The sequence below is a fragment of the Pseudomonas sp. GD03903 genome (genome assembly GCF_029840045.1).
GTDB classification, from domain to species: Bacteria; Pseudomonadota; Gammaproteobacteria; order Pseudomonadales; family Pseudomonadaceae; genus Pseudomonas; species Pseudomonas pseudonitroreducens.
The window spans coordinates 400,553-419,607 of sequence record NZ_JAOCBT010000002.1 but is presented as its reverse complement, the minus strand read 5'-3'; the positions used below and the strand labels follow the sequence as shown (position 1 = coordinate 419,607).

Below are 19,055 nucleotides of genomic sequence, written 5' to 3'. Positions count from 1 at the left end.
CCCGGGAGGAAGTCATGGATAACAAGAACAACGCACACGCAATTACAACCATCGAGACATTCGGGGTCGAACAGATCCCGGATAGCGAACGCAACGCCACGCCCACCGACCTGTTCCGCATGATCTTCGGTGGCGCCAACACCTTCGCCACCGCCGTGCTCGGCAGCTTCCCGGTGCTGTTCGGGCTGTCGTTCCAGGCCGGCGTCTGGGCCATCGTCCTCGGCGTACTGGTCGGCTCGCTGATCCTCGCGCCGATGGGCCTGTTCGGTCCGCTCAACGGCACCAACAACGCGGTCTCCTCGGGCGCCCACTTCGGCGTGCACGGGCGGATCGTCGGTTCGTTCCTGTCGCTGCTCACCGCTGTCGCGTTCTTCTCGCTCTCCGTGTGGAGCTCGGGCGATGCGCTGATCGGTGGCGCCAAGCGCCTGTTCGACCTGCCGGAAACCGACCTGACCCTGGGCCTGGCCTACGGTCTGTTCGCCGTGCTGGTGCTGATCGTCTGCATCTACGGCTTCCGCTTCATGCTGATGGTCAACAAGATCGCCGTATGGGCCGCAAGCCTGCTGTTCCTGCTCGGCCTGTTCGCCTTCTCCGGCCCGTTCGATGCCAGCTACGCCGGCACCGTGCAGATGGACAGCGAAGGCTTCTGGGCCGCCTTCATCGGCGCCGCCCTGCTGGCCATGAGCAACCCGGTATCGTTCGGCGCCTTCCTCGGTGACTGGGCGCGCTACATCCCGCGCCAGACCTCGCAGAAGCGCATCATGCTGGCGGTGATCTGCGCCCAGCTGGCGACCCTGATCCCGTTCCTGTTCGGCCTGGCCACCGCGACCATCGTTGCCGTCAACGCCCCGGACTACATCGCGCAGAACAACTACGTCGGCGGCCTGCTGGCGGTTTCGCCGAGCTGGTTCTTCCTGCCGGTGTGCCTGATCGCGGTGATCGGCGGCATGTCCACCGGCACCACCTCGCTGTATGGCACCGGCCTGGACATGTCCAGCGTGTTCCCGCGACTGCTCAACCGCGTACAGGCCACCCTGCTGATCGGCCTGCTGTCGATTGCCTTCATCTTCATCGGTCGCTTCGCCGCGAACCTGGTGCAGAGCGTGTCCACCTTCGCCGTGCTGATCATCACCTGCACCAGCCCGTGGATGATCATCATGATCCTCGGCCTGATCATCCGTCGTGGCTTCTACCACGCCGATGACCTGCAGGTGTTCACCCGTGGCCAGGAAGGCGGCGCCTACTGGTTCCACAACGGCTGGAACTGGCGTGGCATGGGTGCGTGGATCCCGAGCGCGGCCCTGGGCCTGTGCTTCGTCAACCTGCCGGGCCAGTTCGTCGGCCCGCTGGGCAACCTGGCCGGCGGTATCGACATCAGCCTGCCGGTGACCCTTGGCGTCGCCGCGCTGCTCTACATCGCCCTGCTGCGGACCTTCCCGGAACCCGCCGGCGTTTACGGCCCCAAGGGCCCGCGCTGGGTCGGCAGCCATGACCGCCCGGTGCGCAGCATCAGCGAGCCGGCGGCCTGAGCCCGGCTTCGCAAGCTGACGCAAAACGCATCACCTGAAAGCCCCATCGGACCGGTTGCCGCCGGTCCGATGCCCTACCGCACGCCACAAGCGCGCGGCAACAATGACAATGCAAGTGTGAGGAGCCGACCATGGCGTTAGATCTGATCGTCGTACTGATATATGCCGCTGGCATGTTGTGGCTGGGCTGGTACGGCATGCGCCGCGCCAAGACCCACGAAGACTACCTGGTGGCCGGCCGCAACCTCGGCCCGGCGTTCTACATGGGCACCATGGCCGCTACCGTGCTGGGCGGCGCCTCCACCGTTGGTACCGTGCGCCTGGGCTACGTCCATGGCATCTCCGGCTTCTGGCTGTGCGCCGCACTCGGCGCCGGCATCATCGCGCTGAACCTGTTCCTCGCCAAGCCGCTGCTCAAGCTGCGCATCTTCACCGTCACCCAGGTCCTGGAGCGCCGCTACAACCCGATGGCACGCCAGGCTTCGGCGGTGATCATGTTCGCCTATGCGCTGATGATCGGCGTGGTTTCCACCCTGGCCATCGGCACCGTGATGCAGGTCCTGTTCGGCCTGCCGTTCTGGGTGTCCGTGCTGCTCGGCGGCGGCGTCGTGGTGATCTACTCCACCATCGGTGGCATGTGGTCGCTGACCCTGACCGACATCGTGCAGTTCATCATCAAGACCGTCGGCCTGATGTTCATCCTGCTGCCGATCTGCCTGCATCGTGTCGGTGGCTGGGACGAGCTGGTAGCCAAGCTGCCGAGCACCGCCTTCAGCTTCCACACCATCGGCTACGACACCATCATCACCTACTTCCTGATCTACTTCTTCGGCATCCTGATCGGCCAGGACATCTGGCAGCGCGTGTTCACCGCCCGCGATGAGAAGGTCACCAAGTACGCCGGCACCGCTGCAGGCGTGTACTGCGTGATCTACGGCCTGGTCGGCGCGCTGATCGGCATGTGCGCCAAGGTGCTGCTGCCCGACCTGGACAACGTCAACAACGCCTTCGCCGCCATCGTCCAGTCCGCCCTGCCGGACGGCATCCGTGGCCTGGTGATCGCCGCTGCACTGGCCGCCATGATGTCCACCGCCAGCGCCGGCCTGCTCGCCGCGTCCACCACCATCACCGAAGACCTGCTGCCGATCTTCACCGGCCAGCGTTCCACCCGCCTGAGCCTGAACCGCATCTGCACCCTGCTGACCGGTATCCTGGTCCTGGGCATCGCCCTGGTGGTGAATGACGTGATCAGCGCCCTGACCCTGGCGTACAACCTGCTGGTGGGCGGTATGCTGATCCCGCTGATCGGTGCCATCTACTGGAAGCGCGCCACCACTGCCGGCGCGATCACCAGCATGGCCCTGGGCTTCATCACCGCGCTGGTGTTCATGCTCAAGGATGGCTTCGACGCCAACACCCCGATCTACTACAGCCTGGCCATCGGCCTGGTCAGCTTCATCGTCGTCAGCCTGCTGTCGCCCCGCCCGGCAGCTGTTGCCGACGCGGCCTGACAAGGCATTGCGCTAGGCAAAAGGGCGCGGCGAGCTGATCTCCGCGCCCTTTTGCATGATTAACGACCACGACCTCACCCACGAACTCCAAGGAACTGCCATGACCACCTGCGGCGAATTCCTCGTCAAGCAACTCGAAGCCTGGGGCGTCGATACCGTTTTCGGCATCCCCGGCGTACACACCGTCGAGCTGTACCGCGGTCTGCCCCACAGCGGCATCCGCCACATCACCCCGCGCCACGAACAGGGCGCCGGCTTCATGTCCGACGGCTACGCCCGCGTCACCGGCAAGCCGGGCGTGTGCTTCATCATCACCGGCCCGGGCATGACCAACATCCTCACCGCCATGGGCCAGGCCTACGCCGACTCGATCCCCATGCTGGTGATCAGCAGCGTCAACGAACGCTCGCGCCTGGCCCACGGCAACGGCTACCTGCACGAGCTGCCGAACCAGCGCGCCATGGTCGCCGGCGTCAGCGCCTTCAGCCATACGCTGATGAGCGTCGAGGAACTCCCCGCCGTGTTGGCCCGCGCCTTCGCCGTGTTCGACAGCGAGCGTCCGCGCCCGGTGCACATCGAGCTGCCGCTGGACATCATCACCGCCCCGGCCGACCACATGCAGGTGCGCCCGCGCGTGCAACTGGCCCGCCCGGCTCCGGCGCGCTCGCCGCTGCACGAGGCCGCCGCCAAGCTGGCCAAGGCGAAGAACCCGCTGCTGCTGCTCGGCGGCGGCTGCGTCGAAGCCCAGGCCGAAGCCCGCGCGCTGGCCATCGCCCTCGACGCCCCGACCGCACTGACCATCAACGCCAAGGGCCTGCTGCAACCGGAACACCCGCTGCTGATCGGCAGCAACCAGTCGCTGATCCCCGTGCGTGAGCTGGCCGAGCAGGCCGACGTGGTCCTGGCCATCGGTACCGAGCTGGGCGAGACCGACTACGACGTGGTGTTCGACGGCAACTTCAAGATCGGCGGCGAGCTGATCCGCATCGACATCGACCCGCAGCAGCTGATGCGCAACTACGCGCCGAGCATCGCCATCCACAGCGACGCCCGCACCGCCATGCGCGCCCTGCTCGAACTGCTGCCGGCCCGCCAGGCCGACGCCAACAGCCCCGGCGCCCAGCGCGCAGCCAAGGTACGCGCGCAACTGGCCGAGGACTTCAGCGGCTGGGCGCACTACCGCGAGCTGTTCGGCAAGATCCTCGAGGTGCTGCCCGATGCGCGCTTCGTCGGCGACTCGACGCAGACCGTCTACAGCGGCAACCACCTGGTGGAACTGGACGGCGGCCGCCGCTGGTTCAACGCTTCCACCGGCTACGGCACCCTCGGCTACGGCCTGCCGGCCGCCATCGGCGCCAAGCTCGGCGAGCCGGGCCGCCCGGTGATCAGCCTGATGGGCGACGGTGGCCTGCAGTTCACCATGACCGAACTGGCCAGCGCCGTGGAAGCCAAGGTGGGAATCATCGTCCTGCTGTGGAACAACCACGGCTACGGCGAGATCAAGCGCTACATGGAACGCCGCGACATCACCCCGCTGGGCGTGGATATCTACACCCCGGACTTCCTCGCCATCGCCAAGGGCTTTGGTTGCGAAGCCGAACGCGCTCGCGACCACGCGCATCTGCAGGAATTGCTGCGCAGCGCGCCTAGCGATCGCCCGCTGATCGTGGAAGTGATGGAAGCGGCGCCTTTCGCACCGTGACGCTTTCGTAGGGCGCATAACGCGCCAGCGTTATCCGCCGCCAGCCCTCGACTCCGGCGCTGATGGCGGATAACCGTGAACGGTTATTCGCCCTACGTTCGCGTCACTCCATCCCCCTGCCCTCTCCCAGGGGGAGCGGGAATCCGCCAGAGCCGAGCGGCGGCGCAGCTACCGGCGACACCGCTCCAATCCCCCCAAGGCTCCGAACGGTTCCCTCTCCCCCTGGGAGAGGTTAGGGTGGCTCTACCCTCTCCTGTAGGAGCGAGCTTGCTCGCGAACCACCCAGCTCGGAACTGTTCGCGAGCAAGCTCGCCCCTACGAGAGTCCCAAACGCTCCGAGCCTGGCCCTGCCATCAATCAATGGCACGGTGCATCGGCGTACAACCATGAACGGTTGTACGCCCTACGTTCAGCACGACAAGGCGCGCAACCATGAAGATCGTCACCCGCGACCGCTGGTTCGAGGTCCGTCACTGCTACGACGGCGTCAGCCTGATCCACGAGCCCTACGTCCGCCCCTTCTACCGCTGCAATATGTGGCACATCCAGGGGCGCGACCGCGACGTGCTGGTGGACAGCGGCTCGGGCCTGGTCAGCCTGCGCGAACAACTGCCCTGGCTCACCGAGCGCCCGCTGTTGGCCGTGGCCAGCCATACCCATTTCGACCACATCGCCGGCCACCACGAGTTCGCCGAGCGCCTGGTACACCCTGCCGAAGCCGACATCCTCGCCAGCCCCGACGGCGAGCGCACCCTGGCCAGCGCCTTTGTTGACGACGAGATGTTCGATGCCCACCCGGACTGTCCGCTGTGCTACGCCGAATACCGCGTCAAGGCTGCGCCGGCCACCCGCACCATCGACGAAGGCGACGTGCTCGACCTCGGCGACCGCGCCCTGCAGGTCCTGCACACCCCCGGCCATTCACCGGGCGGCATCAGCCTCTGGGAAGAGAAGACGCAGACGCTGTTCTCCGGCGACATCATCTACGACGGCCCGCTGATCGAGGACGCCTACCATTCCGACCTCGACGACTACGCCGCCAGCCTCGCACGCCTGCGCGAGCTGCCGGTGCGCACCGTGCACGGCGGGCACTTCGACAGCTTCTCCGGGGAAAGGCTGAAATCGATGATCGACGACTGGTTCAAGGCCCACGAATAACGGGCGCACCATGAAAAACCCGCCAATTGGCGGGTTTTTCTCTTGCGGTAGCGGGGCGCGATCAGTAGCGCCGGCGCTGCTCCATCAGGCGACGCTGTTCGTCGCTGCGGATGGGGATGGGTTGCAGACGTGGAGGCTCGATCAGGCCGAGCGCGACACCGAGTTTCCACGCAATGCTTTGCAGCCAGACTTTCATGGAATGCCTCCTCGTTCGAATTCAGGTCGGGCGACCCGTTACCACCATGGGCCGCCCTAGGAAGAATAGCCCGGCGTCCCACTCTCCGCCCGTGCCACTCACTCCTTGAAACAAAGACTATCGTCTTCCCTCCTCGCGGCGCCTGACCTGAATCAAGAGCGCGACAATTCCCATATCAGCGACGAAGCATCCGCCGTATCCACTGTTCGCTGCTCACCAGCGTGATGCCGGCCAGCACCAGCACGGCGCCCGCGACGAAGTTCAGGGTCAGCGGCTCGCCGAGGATCAGCACGCCAAAGGCGATGCCGAACATCGGCGTCATGAAGGAGAACACCGCCAGGTTCGACGCCAGGTAGCGGCGCAGCAGCCAGAACCAGGTGAAGTAGCTGAAGAACGACACCACCAGGCCCTGGAACAGCACGCTGCCCACACCGATGGCGGTGAAGCTCACATCCTGGGTCTTGCCCAGCGCCAGCGCGGCGAAAGGCAGCAGCAGCGCAGCGATGAGCAACTGGTAGAACAGCGTGAGGATCGGCTTGGCCTCGGACAGCCGCGTAGTGCGCACGGCCACCGTGGTCATGCCCCAGGCGAAGCCGGCCAGCACACCGAAGGCGTCGCCCAGCAGCATGCGGCCATCCATGTTCGCCAGGTCGAACCCGCCACCGAAGCACATCGCGATCCCCGCGAAGCACACACCGATCCCCAGCCATTGCAGCGGCCGCAGGCGTTCGCTGGGCAGCAGGAAGTGCAGCGCCAGCGCCGAGAAGATCGGTGCCGTATAGATGAACACCGCCATGTGCGAGGCCGACGTATAGACCAGCCCTTGGGCGATGAAGAAGAACTCGGCGGCGAACAGCACGCCGGCCAGCAGCCCGCCCTTGACGGTGCCATGGCGCAGGAAGCCTTCCCAACCACCGCGCCAGCACATCAGCAGCCCCACCACCACGGCGGCCACCAGGTTGCGGCCGAAGGCCTGCATGATCGGCGCGATGTCGTGGGCAGCCAGTTTCACCATCACCGCCTGGATACCCCAGATGATGCACAGGCCGGTCATGACCTGGATAGCGAAGGCATCGGCGCCCTTGCGCTCAACGATAGTGGCTGGGGAATTCATGAACGCCTCCCTGAGAAGGCGTGTGCAGCAGTCCGGCAGGTCATGGCAAGGCTCGGCAGCAAAGCTCAGCACTCAAGGCTCAGCAATTGAGGATTATCGGGAAGCCCAATGAAAATCGGCGGACCTCCTCGAAGAAGGTCCGCCGATCATGCCAGTTCGCGGCGCTCGGTCGCCAACGGAAATCCGCTGTTCAGAGCGCCGTGGGCGACATTATTTGCCGGATTTCACCTGGGTCCAGGTGCGCGTGCGGATACGCTCGAGCTTGGGCGGCAGCATTTCCACCGAGAACAGCTTGGCCTGCACGTCCGCCGGCGGGTAGACGTTGGGGTTGTCGTGCAGCTCCTTGGAGATCAGCCCGTCCGCCGCCTGGTTGGGGTTGGCGTAGGCGACATAGTCGGAGATCGGCGCGACCACTTCCGGGCGCAGCAGGTAGTTGAGGAAGGCGTGGGCCTGCTCGACGTTCTTCGAGTCCTTCGGAATCGCCAGCACGTCGAACCACGCTGCGGCGCCTTCCTTGGGAATGCGGTACTCGATGTGGATGCCGTTGTTGGCTTCCTTCGCGCGGTTGGCCGCCTGCATGGCGCCGCCGGACCAGGCCAGGGCCACGCAGACATCACCGTTGGCGAGGTCGGTGACGAACTTCGAGGAGCTGAAGTAGGTAATGTGCGGGCGCAGTTGCGCCAGCAGCGCCTCGGCTTTCTTGTAGTCGTCCGGATTGTGGCTGTTCGGCGACAGACCAAGGTAATGCAGGACCTGCGGGATGACTTCGGTGGGCGAATCAAGGAAGGCCACGCCGCAGGATTTCAGCTTGGCCAGGTTCTCCGGCTTGAACACCAGGTCCCAGGAGTCCACCGGCGCGTTGTCGCCGAGCACGGCCTTGACCTTGTCGACGTTGTAGGCGATGCCGTTGGTGCCCCACATGTAGGGCATCACGTACTGATTGCCCGGGTCCTTGCTCTCCAGCACCTTCAGCAGGGCGGGATTGAGATTCTTCCAGTTCGGCAGCTTGCTCTTGTCCAGCGGCTGGAACACGCCGGCCTTGAGGTAGTTGGGCAGGAAGCTGTCGCTGGGCACGACCACGTCATAGCCGGAGTGGCCGGAAAGCAGCTTGGCCTCCAGTACTTCGTTGCTGTCGTAAACGTCGTATTGCGGCTTGATGCCGGTCTCGCTCTGGAAGCCCTTGAGGGTGTCCGGGCCGATGTAGTCGAACCAGTTGTAGATGCGCACTTCCGGCGCGGCGCTGGCGGCACCGGCGGTGACGAGGGTGGCGGCGGCGAGCAGGCCGCGCAGCGCGGTATTCTTGTTCATGTCCTTCCCCAGTTGGATGCGCTCGCACTCTGACCATTACCAACGACGGGTCGCGAGCCATAAAAAGCAATCGGGCGGAAATTCATCCGCCCGATCTTCTCTACTTAGCGTGCAGCGCCTTCGTAGCCCTGCAGCACGTTCACCGCGTTGACGCCGATGGCCTCCACCGCGTAACCGCCTTCCATGATGAACAGAGTCGGGATACCCAGTGCGGCGATGCGCTCGCCCATCTTCAGGTAGTCCGGGCTGTCCAGCTTGAACTCGGAAATCGGGTCGTCCTTATACGTATCCACACCCAGCGATACAACCACCGCGTCCGGCGCGTAGTCGGCGATCTTCCGGCACGCATCGTCCAGCGCGGCGAACCAGCCATCCCAGCCGGTGCCATGGGGCAGCGGGTAGTTGTGGTTGTAGCCTTCACCGGCGCCCTCCCCGTGCTCGTTGGCGTGACCGAGGAAATACGGGTACTCCACCAGCGGGTCGCCGTGGATCGAGGCGAACAGCACATCGTTGCGGCGGTAGAAGATGTCCTGGGTGCCGTTGCCGTGGTGGTAGTCGACGTCGAGGATCGCCACGCGCTTGGCGCCCTGGTCGAGGAACGCCTGGCTGACGATGGCGGCGTTGTTCAGGAAGCAGTAGCCGCCCATGAAGTCGCTGCCGGCATGGTGGCCCGGCGGACGGCACAGAGCGAAAGCCGTGTTGGCACCCTGGCGCATGTGGTCCTGGGCGGTCAGCGCGACCTGGGCCGAGCTGTACACGGCCTGCCAGGTGCCGGCGGTGATCGGCGCCTCGGTGTCGAAGCTGTAGTGGCCCACTTCGCCCATCAGCGCAGTCGGGATCGGACCGTCACGCAGCAGGCGGCGGCCCGGGAAGGTGGTGGAGACCAGGTCGCCGCTGTGGCCTTCGGCCGCCCAGCGGGCCCAGGCGCCCTTGAGGAATTCGACGTAGCGGGTGTTGTGCGCGCGCAGGATCGGCTCCATGCCGAAATCCTTGGGCTCGATGATTTCGCCCAGATTCTGCGACTTCACGCGGGCCAGCACGGTATCCGCGCGGCTGGGCATCTCGAAGCAGGGCTGGAGTTTGCCGTCGACCAGTTCGGACTGGCCGAAATGCAGGCGGTGATCATCGCTGTACACGGTAAGCATGGGAGTACCCTCTGAAGGATTCTTGTTGTCCGGTGACGGGAATTCTGCCCAGCGACCGCCCGACACAGAACAGCGGAAGCGGCCAAAAGGGGATCGATGTGGCCAGAATTTCTGACCCTTAACCATCTGCATGCATTGATTATCCGGATTCCCCCGGCAAAGGCCAGCCACTGCGGCGCTATGCTCCAGGGAATTGTCCCGGCCTTTGGCCGGTCGAACACCGACAAGCGTTTTGACCACAGGATGGGGGAATATGCGGGAAACCTTCATACGCGCCTGCAGCCGCGCGCTGCTGATGCTGACCTTGGCGCTGGCCGGAGCCGGCGTCGTGCTGGCGGACGAGCCGACCGATGTCCAGGCCGGCGACACCATCGAACTGCCCGAGCTGCCCGAAGACGCCAGCCTCGACCAGTTGAGCGAGCGCCTGGAACTGATCCGCCAGCGCGTTTCCGCCGACAGCGACGACGGCCTGTTGTCCAACCTGCGCCAGGCCGCACTGCAGGTTCAGGCGCGCGCCGATCAGAGCGCCACCGATCTCGGCTCGCAACTGGCGCGCAGCGACGACCAGCTCAAGGTACTCGGCCCCGCCACCCCCAATGAGGCGCAGAGCCTTACCAACCAGCGCAATGACCTGCTGGCCGAGCAGAAGCAACAGCAGAAGCAGCAGGACCGCGCCAACCAGCTGGACAGGAACGCCCAGGACCTTGCCGCACAGATCGTCAATCTGCGCCGCAGCCAGTTCAACTCGCAGATCGCCACGCGCTACCCGCCGCCGTTGAGCCCGCGCTTCTGGTCGAGCCTGATCCGCCCCACCGACGATGACCTGTCCCGCCTGCAAGCAGTTCGCGGGCAGATCGGCGATGCCTTTGCGCTGACCTGGCAACCCGAGCACCGCTGGCCCTTCATCGGCTGCCTGGTCCTCGGCGCGCTGCTGTGGATTCCCGGCCGGCGCCTGCTGGAACAGTTGCTGACCAAGGCGATGATCCGCTGGATTCCGGTGGGCCGCCTGCGTCGCAGCGCCCTTGCCGTGGCCGTCAGCCTCGCCACCATCGTTACTCTGGGCGGCGGTGCCGCGCTGATCCGCGAGGGGCTGGACTGGCACGATCAACTCAACGGCAGCATGACCAGCCTGGGCGATCAATTGCTCACCCTGGTGATCTTCTGCACCTTCACCGCCGGCCTGGGCCGCGCCCTGCTCGCCGTGCAGCGACCGTCCTGGCGCCTGCCGGATCTCCCCGACCCGGTGGCCGACGCCCTCTCTCCCTTCCCCTGGCTGATGGCCTGGCTGCTGCTGGTGCTTGGCACCCAGGAGCGCCTGAACAGCGTCAGCGGTGCCAGCCTGGCGTTGACCGTTGCGGTGAACGCCATCACTGCCATCGCCACCGCCGTGCTGTTCTCCATCGCGCTGTACCGCTACCGTCGCGCCCGTCGCGAGACCGAGGGCCACGAGACCTCGGCGCTGGCCGGGATCATCGTGCTGGCAATGATGATCACCGTGCTGCTGATCGTCCTGGCGCTGGTCAGTGGCTACCTGTCGCTGGCCTACTTCCTCGCCGGCAAACTGCTCTGGGCCAGCGTCGTCTGTGCCACGGGCTACCTGCTCACGACCCTGTTCGTCGACCTTTGCGAAGCGCTGCTCTCGCCCAGGCAGAAGCTCGGCGCGCGGCTGGCCGAGAACCTCGGTGTCGACCCGCGCCATCAGGCGCAGTTCGCCACCCTGCTGACCGGTGCCGGGCGCACCCTGCTGGTGCTGTCCACCGTACTGATCGCCTTCTCCACCACCGGCACCAGCCCCGGCGAGCTGCTCCAGGGCCTGGTGCGACTGGTGGAAAGCGGCCAGTCCCTGGGCCGGCTGAACATCGTCCCGCAGGACATCCTGCTGGCACTCGGCACCCTCGCCGCCGGGCTGTTCGGCCTGCGTCTGCTCAAGCGCTGGCTGGCCGACGAGCTGTTGCCGGAAACCAGCATGGACGTGGGCATGCGCGCATCGCTGGTGACCCTGGTGGGCTACATCGGCATGGTCATCCTGGTGCTGCTGGTGCTCTCGGCGCTGCGCATCAACCTCACCAGCCTGACCTGGGTGGTCAGTGCCCTCTCGGTGGGGATCGGTTTCGGCCTGCAGGCCATCGTGCAGAACTTCATCTCCGGACTCATCCTGCTTACCGAGCGTCCGGTCAAGGTCGGCGACTGGGTCAGTCTGACCGGCGGCGTCGAGGGCGACATCCGCCGCATCAACGTGCGCGCCACGGAAATCCAGATGTCCGACCAGTCCACGGTGATCGTGCCGAACTCCCAGTTCATCTCGCAGAACGTGCGCAACGTGACCATGGGCAGCGCCCTGGGCGTGGTCGGCATCAACCTCACCCTGCCGCTCGACACCGACGTGCAGAAGGTCCGCGAACTGATGCTCAAGGCCTATACCGAGCACGAGAACATCGTCGAGACACCCGCTCCTTCGGTGACCTTCAAGGACCTCAGCGCCACCGGCCTGACGTTGGCAGCTTCCGGCAACGTCAGCAGCCCGCGGGCGGTGTACGGCACCAAGAGCGACCTGCTGTTCACCATCTTCAGTGGCCTGCGCGAGGCCGGGATCAATCTCTCTACGCCCCAGAACCTGATCCTGCAGCGTCCGTCGCTCACCCGCGCCGAGCCAACCGACGAGGTGCCAGAGCCTTCGGCAGAGGAAACTCCTCTGCCCAAACCCCAGCCCTAGAGCAGTTGCTGCGGGACCGCCCGGAGCAGCCTCGCGTAGCCATCCGTGCCGCACGCAGCCACGAATTCCAGGCGCTTGCGGCCGGAAACAATTCGTCATTTGCCCGTCATCAATCGGTTATGTGGCGCCGTGAAACTCGCAGGCTTTCAACCCCAGGGAAGCCCCCGAGATGTTCAATAACAAAGCCAACAAAGCTGCATCCATCGCTCTGCTCGTCGCCGCCCTCGCTGGCTGCGCCGCCCAGGCTCCGGTAGCCAGCAAGGAAGCCACGCCCAACAACGACGACTGGTACCTGGTGCGTACTGACGAAACCCTCTACCTGTTCGATGACGCCACCGTTTACCGCGACTACATCGTGACCGGCAAGACCACCTACACCAAGGAAGTCGGCGAGAAGGACAAGTTCGGCCAGAACGTGGTCCTGGTCGTGCGCGCCGAGGACAAGGACAAGGACGCGAAGAAGATCGCCTCCTACCAGTTCTACAAGCAGAGCCTGCCGCCGGCCGCCGGCTTCTACGGCGAAATCCGCCAGGAAGGCGTGATCTACGTGGCCCAGCGCTACGGCGACATGGTCGACATGAACGGCCTGGGCGAACCGATCTTCCGCCACACCGAAATCGCCAGCGGCCCCAACGGCGAGCGCGTGGTGTACCTGATGCAGAAGGAAGAGAAGAAGCCGGTCGGCCTGATCGCCCGCTTCCAGAAGATCTACGGCATCACGCCCACCAAGGGCTGATGACGAAAAAGCGCGCATTCCGGGGAGGGAATGCGCGCTTTTTCATGGCCGGCGCCGCAACGGCGCGGGTGTGTGCTAGCTGGAAGGCTCCAGTTGCACGGCAGAAATCGTTTTCGGCGCCTCGATACCCCAATCACCGAACTGATACCAGTCGTCACCGAGCATCTCGGCCGGGTGCATGGTGCGGTCCGCACCGTTGCCACAGGCCAGGTTGGTGGCCGGGCAGTAGCGGTCGCAGCCCCAGCAGATGCGTTCGGGGTGCGGTGGATTGAGCGGGAATTTCTTGGCCACGGTCAGGCCCTCGGAGGTTTCCTTGTGGGATTCCTGAAGGCTATGCCTGTCAGACGCGCCTGCTCCTTGATCTACGGCAACTTCGCGCGAATTTCAGGCGCTGCTCCTGCGCACGGCTCTCAAGCGCGGAAGTGGCTTGGCGGCTGGCCGCTCCAGCGCTGGAAGGCGTGGCGCAGGCTGGCGGTCTCGCTGAAGCCGAGTTCCTCGGCGATGCGGTAGATCGGCATGTCGCCGTCCTGCAGCAGTTCCTTGGCACGGGCGAAGCGCAATTCGTCGAGCAGTTGCTGGTAGCTGGTCTGCTGTTGCTGCAGGTGGCGGCGCAGGCTGCGCGAGGAGCAGTTGAGGCGGCGCGCCAGTTCTTCCAGGCCCGGTGGTTCCTGCAGGCGCTCACCGAGGATTGCGCGGACCTTGTCCAGCCAGGCGCGGCGGGCGGCCAGGTCGATGTTCTGGCGGCGGCACTGTTCGAGCATCTCGCGGTGGGTCACGGCATCAGCCAGCGGCAGGCGCATGTCCAGCCAGCTGGCAGGGAAGCCGATGGCGCTGCGCGCGCAGTTGAAACTCAACTGGCAGCCAAACAACGTGGCGTAGGCAGCACGGCGATCGACCGGGCCCTCGTAGTCGAACTCCGCGCGCACCAGCGGCAGCGGCTGGCCGAGCAGGTCGGCGCAGGCCACCTTCAGCGAGCCCAGGCACAGCTCGGTATTGAACGGGCGCAACTCCTCCTCTTCGCCGTAGCCGGTGGCGACCAGCCAGGCCATGTCGCCATCCACTTCCAGCGCGAGGTGGAAGTAGGTGCCCAGCAACACCGGGTAGCTCAGGCCGATGCGCAGCGCTTCGCCCAGAGTCGGCGCAGAGATCAGCGCGTAGCCGAGCAGGCCATAGGCGGTGATCCGCGTGCGTACGCCCAGGCGCAGGCCAAGTGCGGGCTCGCCGGCGAGATTCTGCACATTGCCGAAGACCTGCTGTTCCTGCCAGGGGCTGACCAGCCGACGCAGGTCGAGCAGGTCGTCGCCGGTGATGCCGCTGCCCTCGAGGATGGACTCGCGGCTGTGCCCCTCGGACTCCATCAGCGCGACGGTCAGCGAGGTCATGTGCAGGGAGTTGAGCCAGGTGGAGCGGGAGAAGGTCAGAGGATTCATTCGATGCCCATCGTAGACGCTACGGCGCCCCCGTCAGTGTTACCAGCGCAGGGGCAGGTCAGGAGCAGGCAAGTTGCGTGCCGGCCACCCAGCCTGGCCGGATCGATCCCCATCTTACGGGGCCTCGGGCGTGATGCGAAAGTTTCGAGCCTCCGCTGCGGGGTTACCTTTGCGGACATCGGGACGCTGCGGACGCACCGTCCCGGTGCTCAGTCGCGGCAGAGTTCAACCACGGGAAAGGAAGCGCATGCCCTCTTCCAGGCCGCTCAGGGTCAGCGGGAACATCTGCTCCTTCACCAGCTCGCGCACCAGGCCGGTGGAGGCGGTGTAGTTCCAGGTGTCCTTGGGGTACGGGTTGATCCAGATGAGCTTCTTGTACTTCTCCATGAAGCGCTGCATCCAGACGTACCCGGCCTCCTCGTTCCAGTGCTCGACGCTGCCGCCGGCCTGGGTGATCTCGTACGGCGCCATGGCGGCGTCGCCGACGAACACCACCTTGTAGTCCGGCCCGTACTTGTGCAGCAGATCGAAGGTGGCGGTGCGTTCGCTGGAACGGCGCAGGTTGTTCTTCCACACCGATTCATAGATGAAGTTGTGGAAGTAGAAGTATTCGAGGTGCTTGAACTCGGTCTTGCAGGCCGAGAACAGTTCCTCGCAGACCTTCACGTGGGCGTCCATCGAGCCGCCGATATCCAGCAGCAGCAGGAGCTTCACGGTGTTGCGGCGTTCGGGACGCATCTGGATGTTGAGCAGCCCGGCGTCCTTCGCGGTGTGGTCGATGGTGCCGTCGATATCCAGCTCTTCCGCCGCGCCTTCGCGGGCGAACTTGCGCAGCCGGCGCAGGGCGATCTTGATGTTGCGCGTGCCCAGCTCGACCTGGTCGTCGAGGTTCTTGTACTCGCGCTGGTCCCAGACCTTGGCGGCCTTGCCCTGGCGCTTGCCGGCGTCGCCGACGCGGATGCCCTCGGGGTTGAAGCCACCGGAGCCGAACGGGCTGGTGCCGCCGGTGCCGATCCACTTGTTGCCGCCGGCGTGGCGTTCCTTCTGCTCCTCGAGGCGCTTCTTGAACTCATCGATGAGCTTGTCCAGACCACCCAGGGACTGGATCTGCGCGCGCTCCTCGTCGGTCAGCAGGCGCTCGAATTCCTTGCGCAGCCACTCTTCGGGGATCAGCGCCTTGAGGTGGTCGTCGAGCTTTTCCAGGCCCTTGAAGTAGGCGCCGAAGGCCCGGTCGAACTTATCGAAATGGCGCTCGTCTTTCACCATGATGGTGCGGGCGAGGTAGTAGAACTCGTCCATGTCGGCGAACACGACGCGGTGCTTGAGCGCATCGATCAGGTCGAGCAGCTCGCGCACCGACACCGGCACCTTGGCCGCGCGCATTTCGTTGAACAGGTTGAGCAGCATGGCTGCACCCTCTCGTAAAGCGGATACCCGTGTAGGAGCGAGCTTGCTCGCGAAGCTCTTTGCGAGGCTCACAGGATTCGCGAGCAAGCTCGCTCCTACAGGGGCTGACCAGTACGGTGTTTCAGCGCGAAGCGCGGCGGCTCATGAACGCGAGGCGTTCAAGCAGTTGCACATCCTGCTCGTTCTTCACCAGGGCGCCAGCCAGCGGCGGGATGGCCTTGGTGGGGTCGCGTTCGCGCAGCACGGCTTCGCCGATGTTGTCGGCCATCAGCAGCTTCAGCCAGTCCACCAGCTCGGAGGTGGAAGGCTTCTTCTTCAGGCCCGGCACCTTGCGCACGTCGAAGAAGATGTCCAGCGCCTCGCTGACCAGCGTGCCGCTGATCTTCGGGTAGTGAACGTCGACGATCTTCTGCAGCGTCTCGCGGTCGGGGAAGGCGATGTAGTGGAAGAAGCAGCGGCGCAGGAAGGCGTCCGGCAGTTCCTTCTCGTTGTTCGAGGTGATGATGATGATCGGGCGCTGCTTGGCCTTGATGGTCTCGTTGGTCTCGTAAACGAAGAACTCCATCTTGTCGAGTTCCTGCAACAGGTCGTTGGGGAACTCGATGTCGGCCTTGTCGATCTCGTCGATCAGCAGGATCACGCGCTCCTCGGCCTCGAAGGCCTCCCAGAGCTTGCCCTTCTTGATGTAGTTGCGCACGTCGTGGACCTTGTCCACACCCAACTGCGAGTCGCGCAGGCGGCTCACCGCATCGTACTCGTAGAGGCCCTGGTGGGCCTTGGTGGTGGACTTGATGTGCCAGGTGATCAGCTTGGCGCAGAAGGACTCCGCCAACTGCTCAGCGAGCATGGTCTTGCCGGTGCCCGGCTCGCCTTTCACCAGCAGCGGGCGCTGCAGGGTGATGGCGGCGTTGACCGCCAGCTTGAGGTCGTCGGTGGCGACGTAGGACTGGGTGCCTTCGAACTTCATCGGTGAATCCTCGAACGATAGCGGGCCGGGCGTTCTGCCGGGCCGGGCGAATGGTCGGACAAGCTGCGACTATACCGCGCAGCCAAGGCGAGTGTGAACGCAGACGCGGCATTCAGTCATTGAATGGCGGGTCAGGGGATGACTGATCGCGATTGGCCTGCCGATGACAAGTTTACTTTACATCGCAGAATTCCCGATGTTAAGTTTGCTTTACATCAAATGGAGACCGCGATGAATCCCGCCCTGCGCCGCTACACCCTGTCCTGCGCCGCCCTCATGTTCCTCTACTCCGCCCTGGTGGCGCTGATCAGCTGGGGGCTGGACCTGCAGAAGCTGCCGTATGTCCTGCGCGTCCTGGCCGCCGCCTCTCCGGCGTTGCCGCTGCTGGCGATGCTCTATGTATTCGACCGCTACCTGTGCAGCGAGCCGGACGAGTTCCTGCGTTTCCTCCTGTCCCGCGCGGCGATGCTGGCCGGCGGCGTGGTGGTCGGGCTGTTCAGCGCCTGGGGCTTCCTCGAACAGTACGCCGCCTGGCCACGCTTTCCGGTGATCCTCGCCTTCCCGCTGTTCTGGGCCGTCTACGGCGTTGCCGTGGTGCTGCTGCGCCGGCGTTTTGCCTGAGGAAGACCTATGCACAATCGCCTCAAGGAACTGCGTGCGGAGCACGGCTGGAGCCAGCAGGACCTCGCCGCGCAACTGGGCGTTTCGCGGCAGAGCGTGATCGCCATCGAGAGTGGCAAGTTCGACCCCAGCCTGCCGCTGGCCTTTCGTATAGCCCGCGCCTTCGGCCTACCCATCGAGGCCATCTTCAGCGACGCACAGCCCGACTGAGCCGGGCGCCCCGACTGGACTACGAAGCCCGCCGGGCATAGGCTGCTGGGTCTGCACAGCTCCAACCTAAGGAACGCATCATGAGCCGCATCTACGCCGACAACGCGCAGTCCATCGGCAACACGCCGCTGGTCCAGATCAACCGTATCGCCCCGCGCGGCGTCACCATCCTGGCCAAAATCGAAGGGCGCAACCCGGGTTACTCGGTGAAGTGCCGGATCGGCGCCAACATGATCTGGGATGCCGAGTCCAGTGGCCGTCTGAAATCGGGCATGACCCTGGTCGAACCGACCTCCGGCAACACCGGCATTGGCCTGGCCTTCGTCGCCGCCGCCCGGGGCTACAAGCTGATCCTCACCATGCCCTCCTCCATGAGCCTGGAGCGTCGCAAGGTCCTCAAGGCCCTGGGCGCCGAGTTGGTGCTGACCGAGCCGGCCAAGGGCATGAAGGGCGCCATCGCCAAGGCCGAGGAAATCCTCGCCAGCGACCCGGCCAAGTACTTCATGCCGGCGCAATTCGACAACCCGGCCAACCCGGCGATCCACGAGAAGACCACCGGCCCGGAAATCTGGAACGACACCGATGGTGCGGTGGACGTCCTGGTGGCTGGCGTGGGGACCGGCGGGACCATTACCGGCGTGTCGCGCTTCATCAAGAATACCAAGGGCAAGCCGATCCTTTCGGTAGCCGTGGAGCCGGTCGCCTCCCCGGTGATCAGCCAGGCACTGGCCGGCGAGGAGATCAAGCCCAGCCCACACAAGATCCAGGGCATCGGCGCCGGCTTCGTGCCGAAGAACCTCGACCTGTCGCTGGTCGACCGCGTCGCCACCATTGCCGACGAGGACGCCAAGAACATGGCCCTGCGCCTGATGCAGGAAGAAGGCATTCTCTGCGGCATCTCCAGCGGCGCTGCCATGGCCGCCGCGGTGAAGCTCGCCGAAGAACCGACCATGCAGGGCAAGACCATCGTGGTGGTGCTGCCGGATTCGGGCGAGCGCTACCTCTCCACCATGCTCTTCGACGGCCTGTTCGAGGACCAGGAACTGGTCCAGTAAGACATTACCTGCCCCGCTCCGGGGCAGTTTCCTACCGGCCGTTCCGATCGGGTGCGGCCTGGGTCACGTGCGCTGTCTGCGGACCCGCAGGCAGCCATGGCCCCTCGCCATGTTCCGGCAAAATGGTTAATTCTTGCCCAGCCCCGCGACACAGCGTCGCCCATCTTTCGTGGATGGCCGGGGTTTTCCGCACCGTTGTCAGGAACACAAGAATGAAAATTTCCGCCCCGTTGCTCTCCACCCTTGCACTCTC

At 65.1% G+C, this 19,055-nt stretch carries 17 protein-coding genes; 9 read left to right on the top strand and 8 right to left on the bottom strand.

The annotated features are described in order from the left end of the window. Positions 1-14: 14 nt before the first annotated feature. The 4 genes from N5C91_RS04610 (at position 15) to N5C91_RS04595 (ending at position 5,900) form a co-directional block, all read left to right on the top strand. A complete protein-coding gene (locus N5C91_RS04610; RefSeq protein WP_279828147.1) occupies positions 15-1,529 on the top strand; it encodes a cytosine permease in 1,515 nt (504 codons plus the stop codon). A 131-nt stretch (positions 1,530-1,660) separates the two neighbouring features. Beyond that, positions 1,661-3,040, top strand: a complete 1,380-nt coding sequence (locus N5C91_RS04605) for a sodium:solute symporter (RefSeq protein WP_045212329.1) — start codon at positions 1,661-1,663, stop codon at positions 3,038-3,040. A gap of 100 nt (positions 3,041-3,140) precedes the next feature. Next, on the top strand, positions 3,141-4,742 hold the full coding sequence (locus N5C91_RS04600) for a 5-guanidino-2-oxopentanoate decarboxylase (protein WP_279828144.1): 1,602 nt from the start codon (positions 3,141-3,143) through the stop codon (positions 4,740-4,742). A 432-nt stretch (positions 4,743-5,174) separates the two neighbouring features. Then, positions 5,175-5,900 (top strand): MBL fold metallo-hydrolase, encoded by a 726-nt coding sequence (locus N5C91_RS04595; RefSeq protein ID WP_236175042.1) that lies wholly within the window; start codon positions 5,175-5,177, stop codon positions 5,898-5,900. A 61-nt stretch (positions 5,901-5,961) separates the two neighbouring features. Here the strand turns inward: N5C91_RS04595 and N5C91_RS04590 are convergent, their stop codons facing one another. The 4 genes from N5C91_RS04590 to N5C91_RS04575 form a co-directional block, all read right to left on the bottom strand. Continuing rightward, the gene (locus N5C91_RS04590; protein WP_275094722.1) at positions 5,962-6,096 is read right to left on the bottom strand and encodes a PA1414 family protein; all 135 of its coding nucleotides are present in this window, start codon (positions 6,094-6,096) and stop codon (positions 5,962-5,964) included. Between the two features lie 175 nt (positions 6,097-6,271). Then, the gene (locus N5C91_RS04585) at positions 6,272-7,210 is read right to left on the bottom strand and encodes a DMT family transporter (protein WP_279828141.1); all 939 of its coding nucleotides are present in this window, start codon (positions 7,208-7,210) and stop codon (positions 6,272-6,274) included. A 210-nt stretch (positions 7,211-7,420) separates the two neighbouring features. Then, complete coding sequence (locus N5C91_RS04580) at positions 7,421-8,518, bottom strand: extracellular solute-binding protein (RefSeq protein WP_236175044.1); 1,098 nt, start codon at positions 8,516-8,518, stop codon at positions 7,421-7,423. A 104-nt stretch (positions 8,519-8,622) separates the two neighbouring features. Beyond that, positions 8,623-9,663, bottom strand: a complete 1,041-nt coding sequence (locus N5C91_RS04575; RefSeq protein ID WP_236175045.1) for a histone deacetylase family protein — start codon at positions 9,661-9,663, stop codon at positions 8,623-8,625. Positions 9,664-9,916: 253 nt separating this feature from the next. Between N5C91_RS04575 and N5C91_RS04570 the strand changes: the two genes are divergently transcribed. Together N5C91_RS04570 and N5C91_RS04565 are read left to right on the top strand one after the other, a co-directional pair. Continuing rightward, positions 9,917-12,376 carry a DUF3772 domain-containing protein gene (locus tag N5C91_RS04570; protein ID WP_279828139.1) on the top strand — a complete coding sequence of 820 codons (2,460 nt, stop codon included), beginning with the start codon at positions 9,917-9,919 and terminating at the stop codon, positions 12,374-12,376. Positions 12,377-12,545: 169 nt separating this feature from the next. Further along, positions 12,546-13,112, top strand: coding sequence for a hypothetical protein (locus tag N5C91_RS04565; protein ID WP_279828137.1), 567 nt, complete (start codon positions 12,546-12,548; stop codon positions 13,110-13,112). Positions 13,113-13,187: 75 nt separating this feature from the next. On the opposite strand, the gene N5C91_RS04560 is transcribed toward N5C91_RS04565, so the two are convergent. From N5C91_RS04560 to N5C91_RS04545, 4 genes are all read right to left on the bottom strand, one after another. Then, a complete protein-coding gene (locus tag N5C91_RS04560) occupies positions 13,188-13,403 on the bottom strand; it encodes a DUF3079 domain-containing protein (protein WP_024765270.1) in 216 nt (71 codons plus the stop codon). A gap of 119 nt (positions 13,404-13,522) precedes the next feature. Beyond that, the gene (locus N5C91_RS04555) at positions 13,523-14,542 is read right to left on the bottom strand and encodes an AraC family transcriptional regulator (protein ID WP_236175048.1); all 1,020 of its coding nucleotides are present in this window, start codon (positions 14,540-14,542) and stop codon (positions 13,523-13,525) included. A gap of 225 nt (positions 14,543-14,767) precedes the next feature. Further along, positions 14,768-15,949 carry a VWA domain-containing protein gene (locus N5C91_RS04550; RefSeq protein WP_279828131.1) on the bottom strand — a complete coding sequence of 394 codons (1,182 nt, stop codon included), beginning with the start codon at positions 15,947-15,949 and terminating at the stop codon, positions 14,768-14,770. Between the two features lie 121 nt (positions 15,950-16,070). After that, a complete protein-coding gene (locus N5C91_RS04545; protein ID WP_279828130.1) occupies positions 16,071-16,916 on the bottom strand; it encodes a MoxR family ATPase in 846 nt (281 codons plus the stop codon). Between the two features lie 231 nt (positions 16,917-17,147). On the opposite strand from N5C91_RS04545, the gene N5C91_RS04540 reads away from it, so the two are divergent. The 3 genes from N5C91_RS04540 (at position 17,148) to cysK (ending at position 18,802) form a co-directional block, all read left to right on the top strand. Continuing rightward, positions 17,148-17,537, top strand: a complete 390-nt coding sequence (locus N5C91_RS04540; RefSeq protein WP_279828129.1) for a hypothetical protein — start codon at positions 17,148-17,150, stop codon at positions 17,535-17,537. A gap of 9 nt (positions 17,538-17,546) precedes the next feature. Further along, positions 17,547-17,747, top strand: coding sequence for a helix-turn-helix transcriptional regulator (locus N5C91_RS04535; RefSeq protein ID WP_236201755.1), 201 nt, complete (start codon positions 17,547-17,549; stop codon positions 17,745-17,747). 80 nt (positions 17,748-17,827) lie between these two features. Beyond that, positions 17,828-18,802, top strand: coding sequence for a cysteine synthase A (gene cysK, locus N5C91_RS04530; protein ID WP_279828125.1), 975 nt, complete (start codon positions 17,828-17,830; stop codon positions 18,800-18,802). Positions 18,803-19,055: the final 253 nt, after the last annotated feature.

What these genes read in the sequence shown, in the direction of transcription:
- N5C91_RS04610 (WP_279828147.1), top strand. Translation starts at nt 15, where the DNA reads ATGGATAACAAGAACAACGCACACGCAATTACAACCATCGAGACATTC.
- N5C91_RS04605 (WP_045212329.1), top strand. Translation starts at nt 1,661, where the DNA reads ATGGCGTTAGATCTGATCGTCGTACTGATATATGCCGCTGGCATGTTG.
- N5C91_RS04600 (WP_279828144.1), top strand. Translation starts at nt 3,141, where the DNA reads ATGACCACCTGCGGCGAATTCCTCGTCAAGCAACTCGAAGCCTGGGGC.
- N5C91_RS04595 (WP_236175042.1), top strand. Translation starts at nt 5,175, where the DNA reads ATGAAGATCGTCACCCGCGACCGCTGGTTCGAGGTCCGTCACTGCTAC.
- N5C91_RS04590 (WP_275094722.1), bottom strand. Translation starts at nt 6,096, where the DNA reads ATGAAAGTCTGGCTGCAAAGCATTGCGTGGAAACTCGGTGTCGCGCTC.
- N5C91_RS04585 (WP_279828141.1), bottom strand. Translation starts at nt 7,210, where the DNA reads ATGAATTCCCCAGCCACTATCGTTGAGCGCAAGGGCGCCGATGCCTTC.
- N5C91_RS04580 (WP_236175044.1), bottom strand. Translation starts at nt 8,518, where the DNA reads ATGAACAAGAATACCGCGCTGCGCGGCCTGCTCGCCGCCGCCACCCTC.
- N5C91_RS04575 (WP_236175045.1), bottom strand. Translation starts at nt 9,663, where the DNA reads ATGCTTACCGTGTACAGCGATGATCACCGCCTGCATTTCGGCCAGTCC.
- N5C91_RS04570 (WP_279828139.1), top strand. Translation starts at nt 9,917, where the DNA reads ATGCGGGAAACCTTCATACGCGCCTGCAGCCGCGCGCTGCTGATGCTG.
- N5C91_RS04565 (WP_279828137.1), top strand. Translation starts at nt 12,546, where the DNA reads ATGTTCAATAACAAAGCCAACAAAGCTGCATCCATCGCTCTGCTCGTC.
- N5C91_RS04555 (WP_236175048.1), bottom strand. Translation starts at nt 14,542, where the DNA reads ATGAATCCTCTGACCTTCTCCCGCTCCACCTGGCTCAACTCCCTGCAC.
- N5C91_RS04550 (WP_279828131.1), bottom strand. Translation starts at nt 15,949, where the DNA reads ATGCTGCTCAACCTGTTCAACGAAATGCGCGCGGCCAAGGTGCCGGTG.
- N5C91_RS04545 (WP_279828130.1), bottom strand. Translation starts at nt 16,916, where the DNA reads ATGAAGTTCGAAGGCACCCAGTCCTACGTCGCCACCGACGACCTCAAG.
- N5C91_RS04540 (WP_279828129.1), top strand. Translation starts at nt 17,148, where the DNA reads ATGAATCCCGCCCTGCGCCGCTACACCCTGTCCTGCGCCGCCCTCATG.
- N5C91_RS04535 (WP_236201755.1), top strand. Translation starts at nt 17,547, where the DNA reads ATGCACAATCGCCTCAAGGAACTGCGTGCGGAGCACGGCTGGAGCCAG.
- cysK (WP_279828125.1), top strand. Translation starts at nt 17,828, where the DNA reads ATGAGCCGCATCTACGCCGACAACGCGCAGTCCATCGGCAACACGCCG.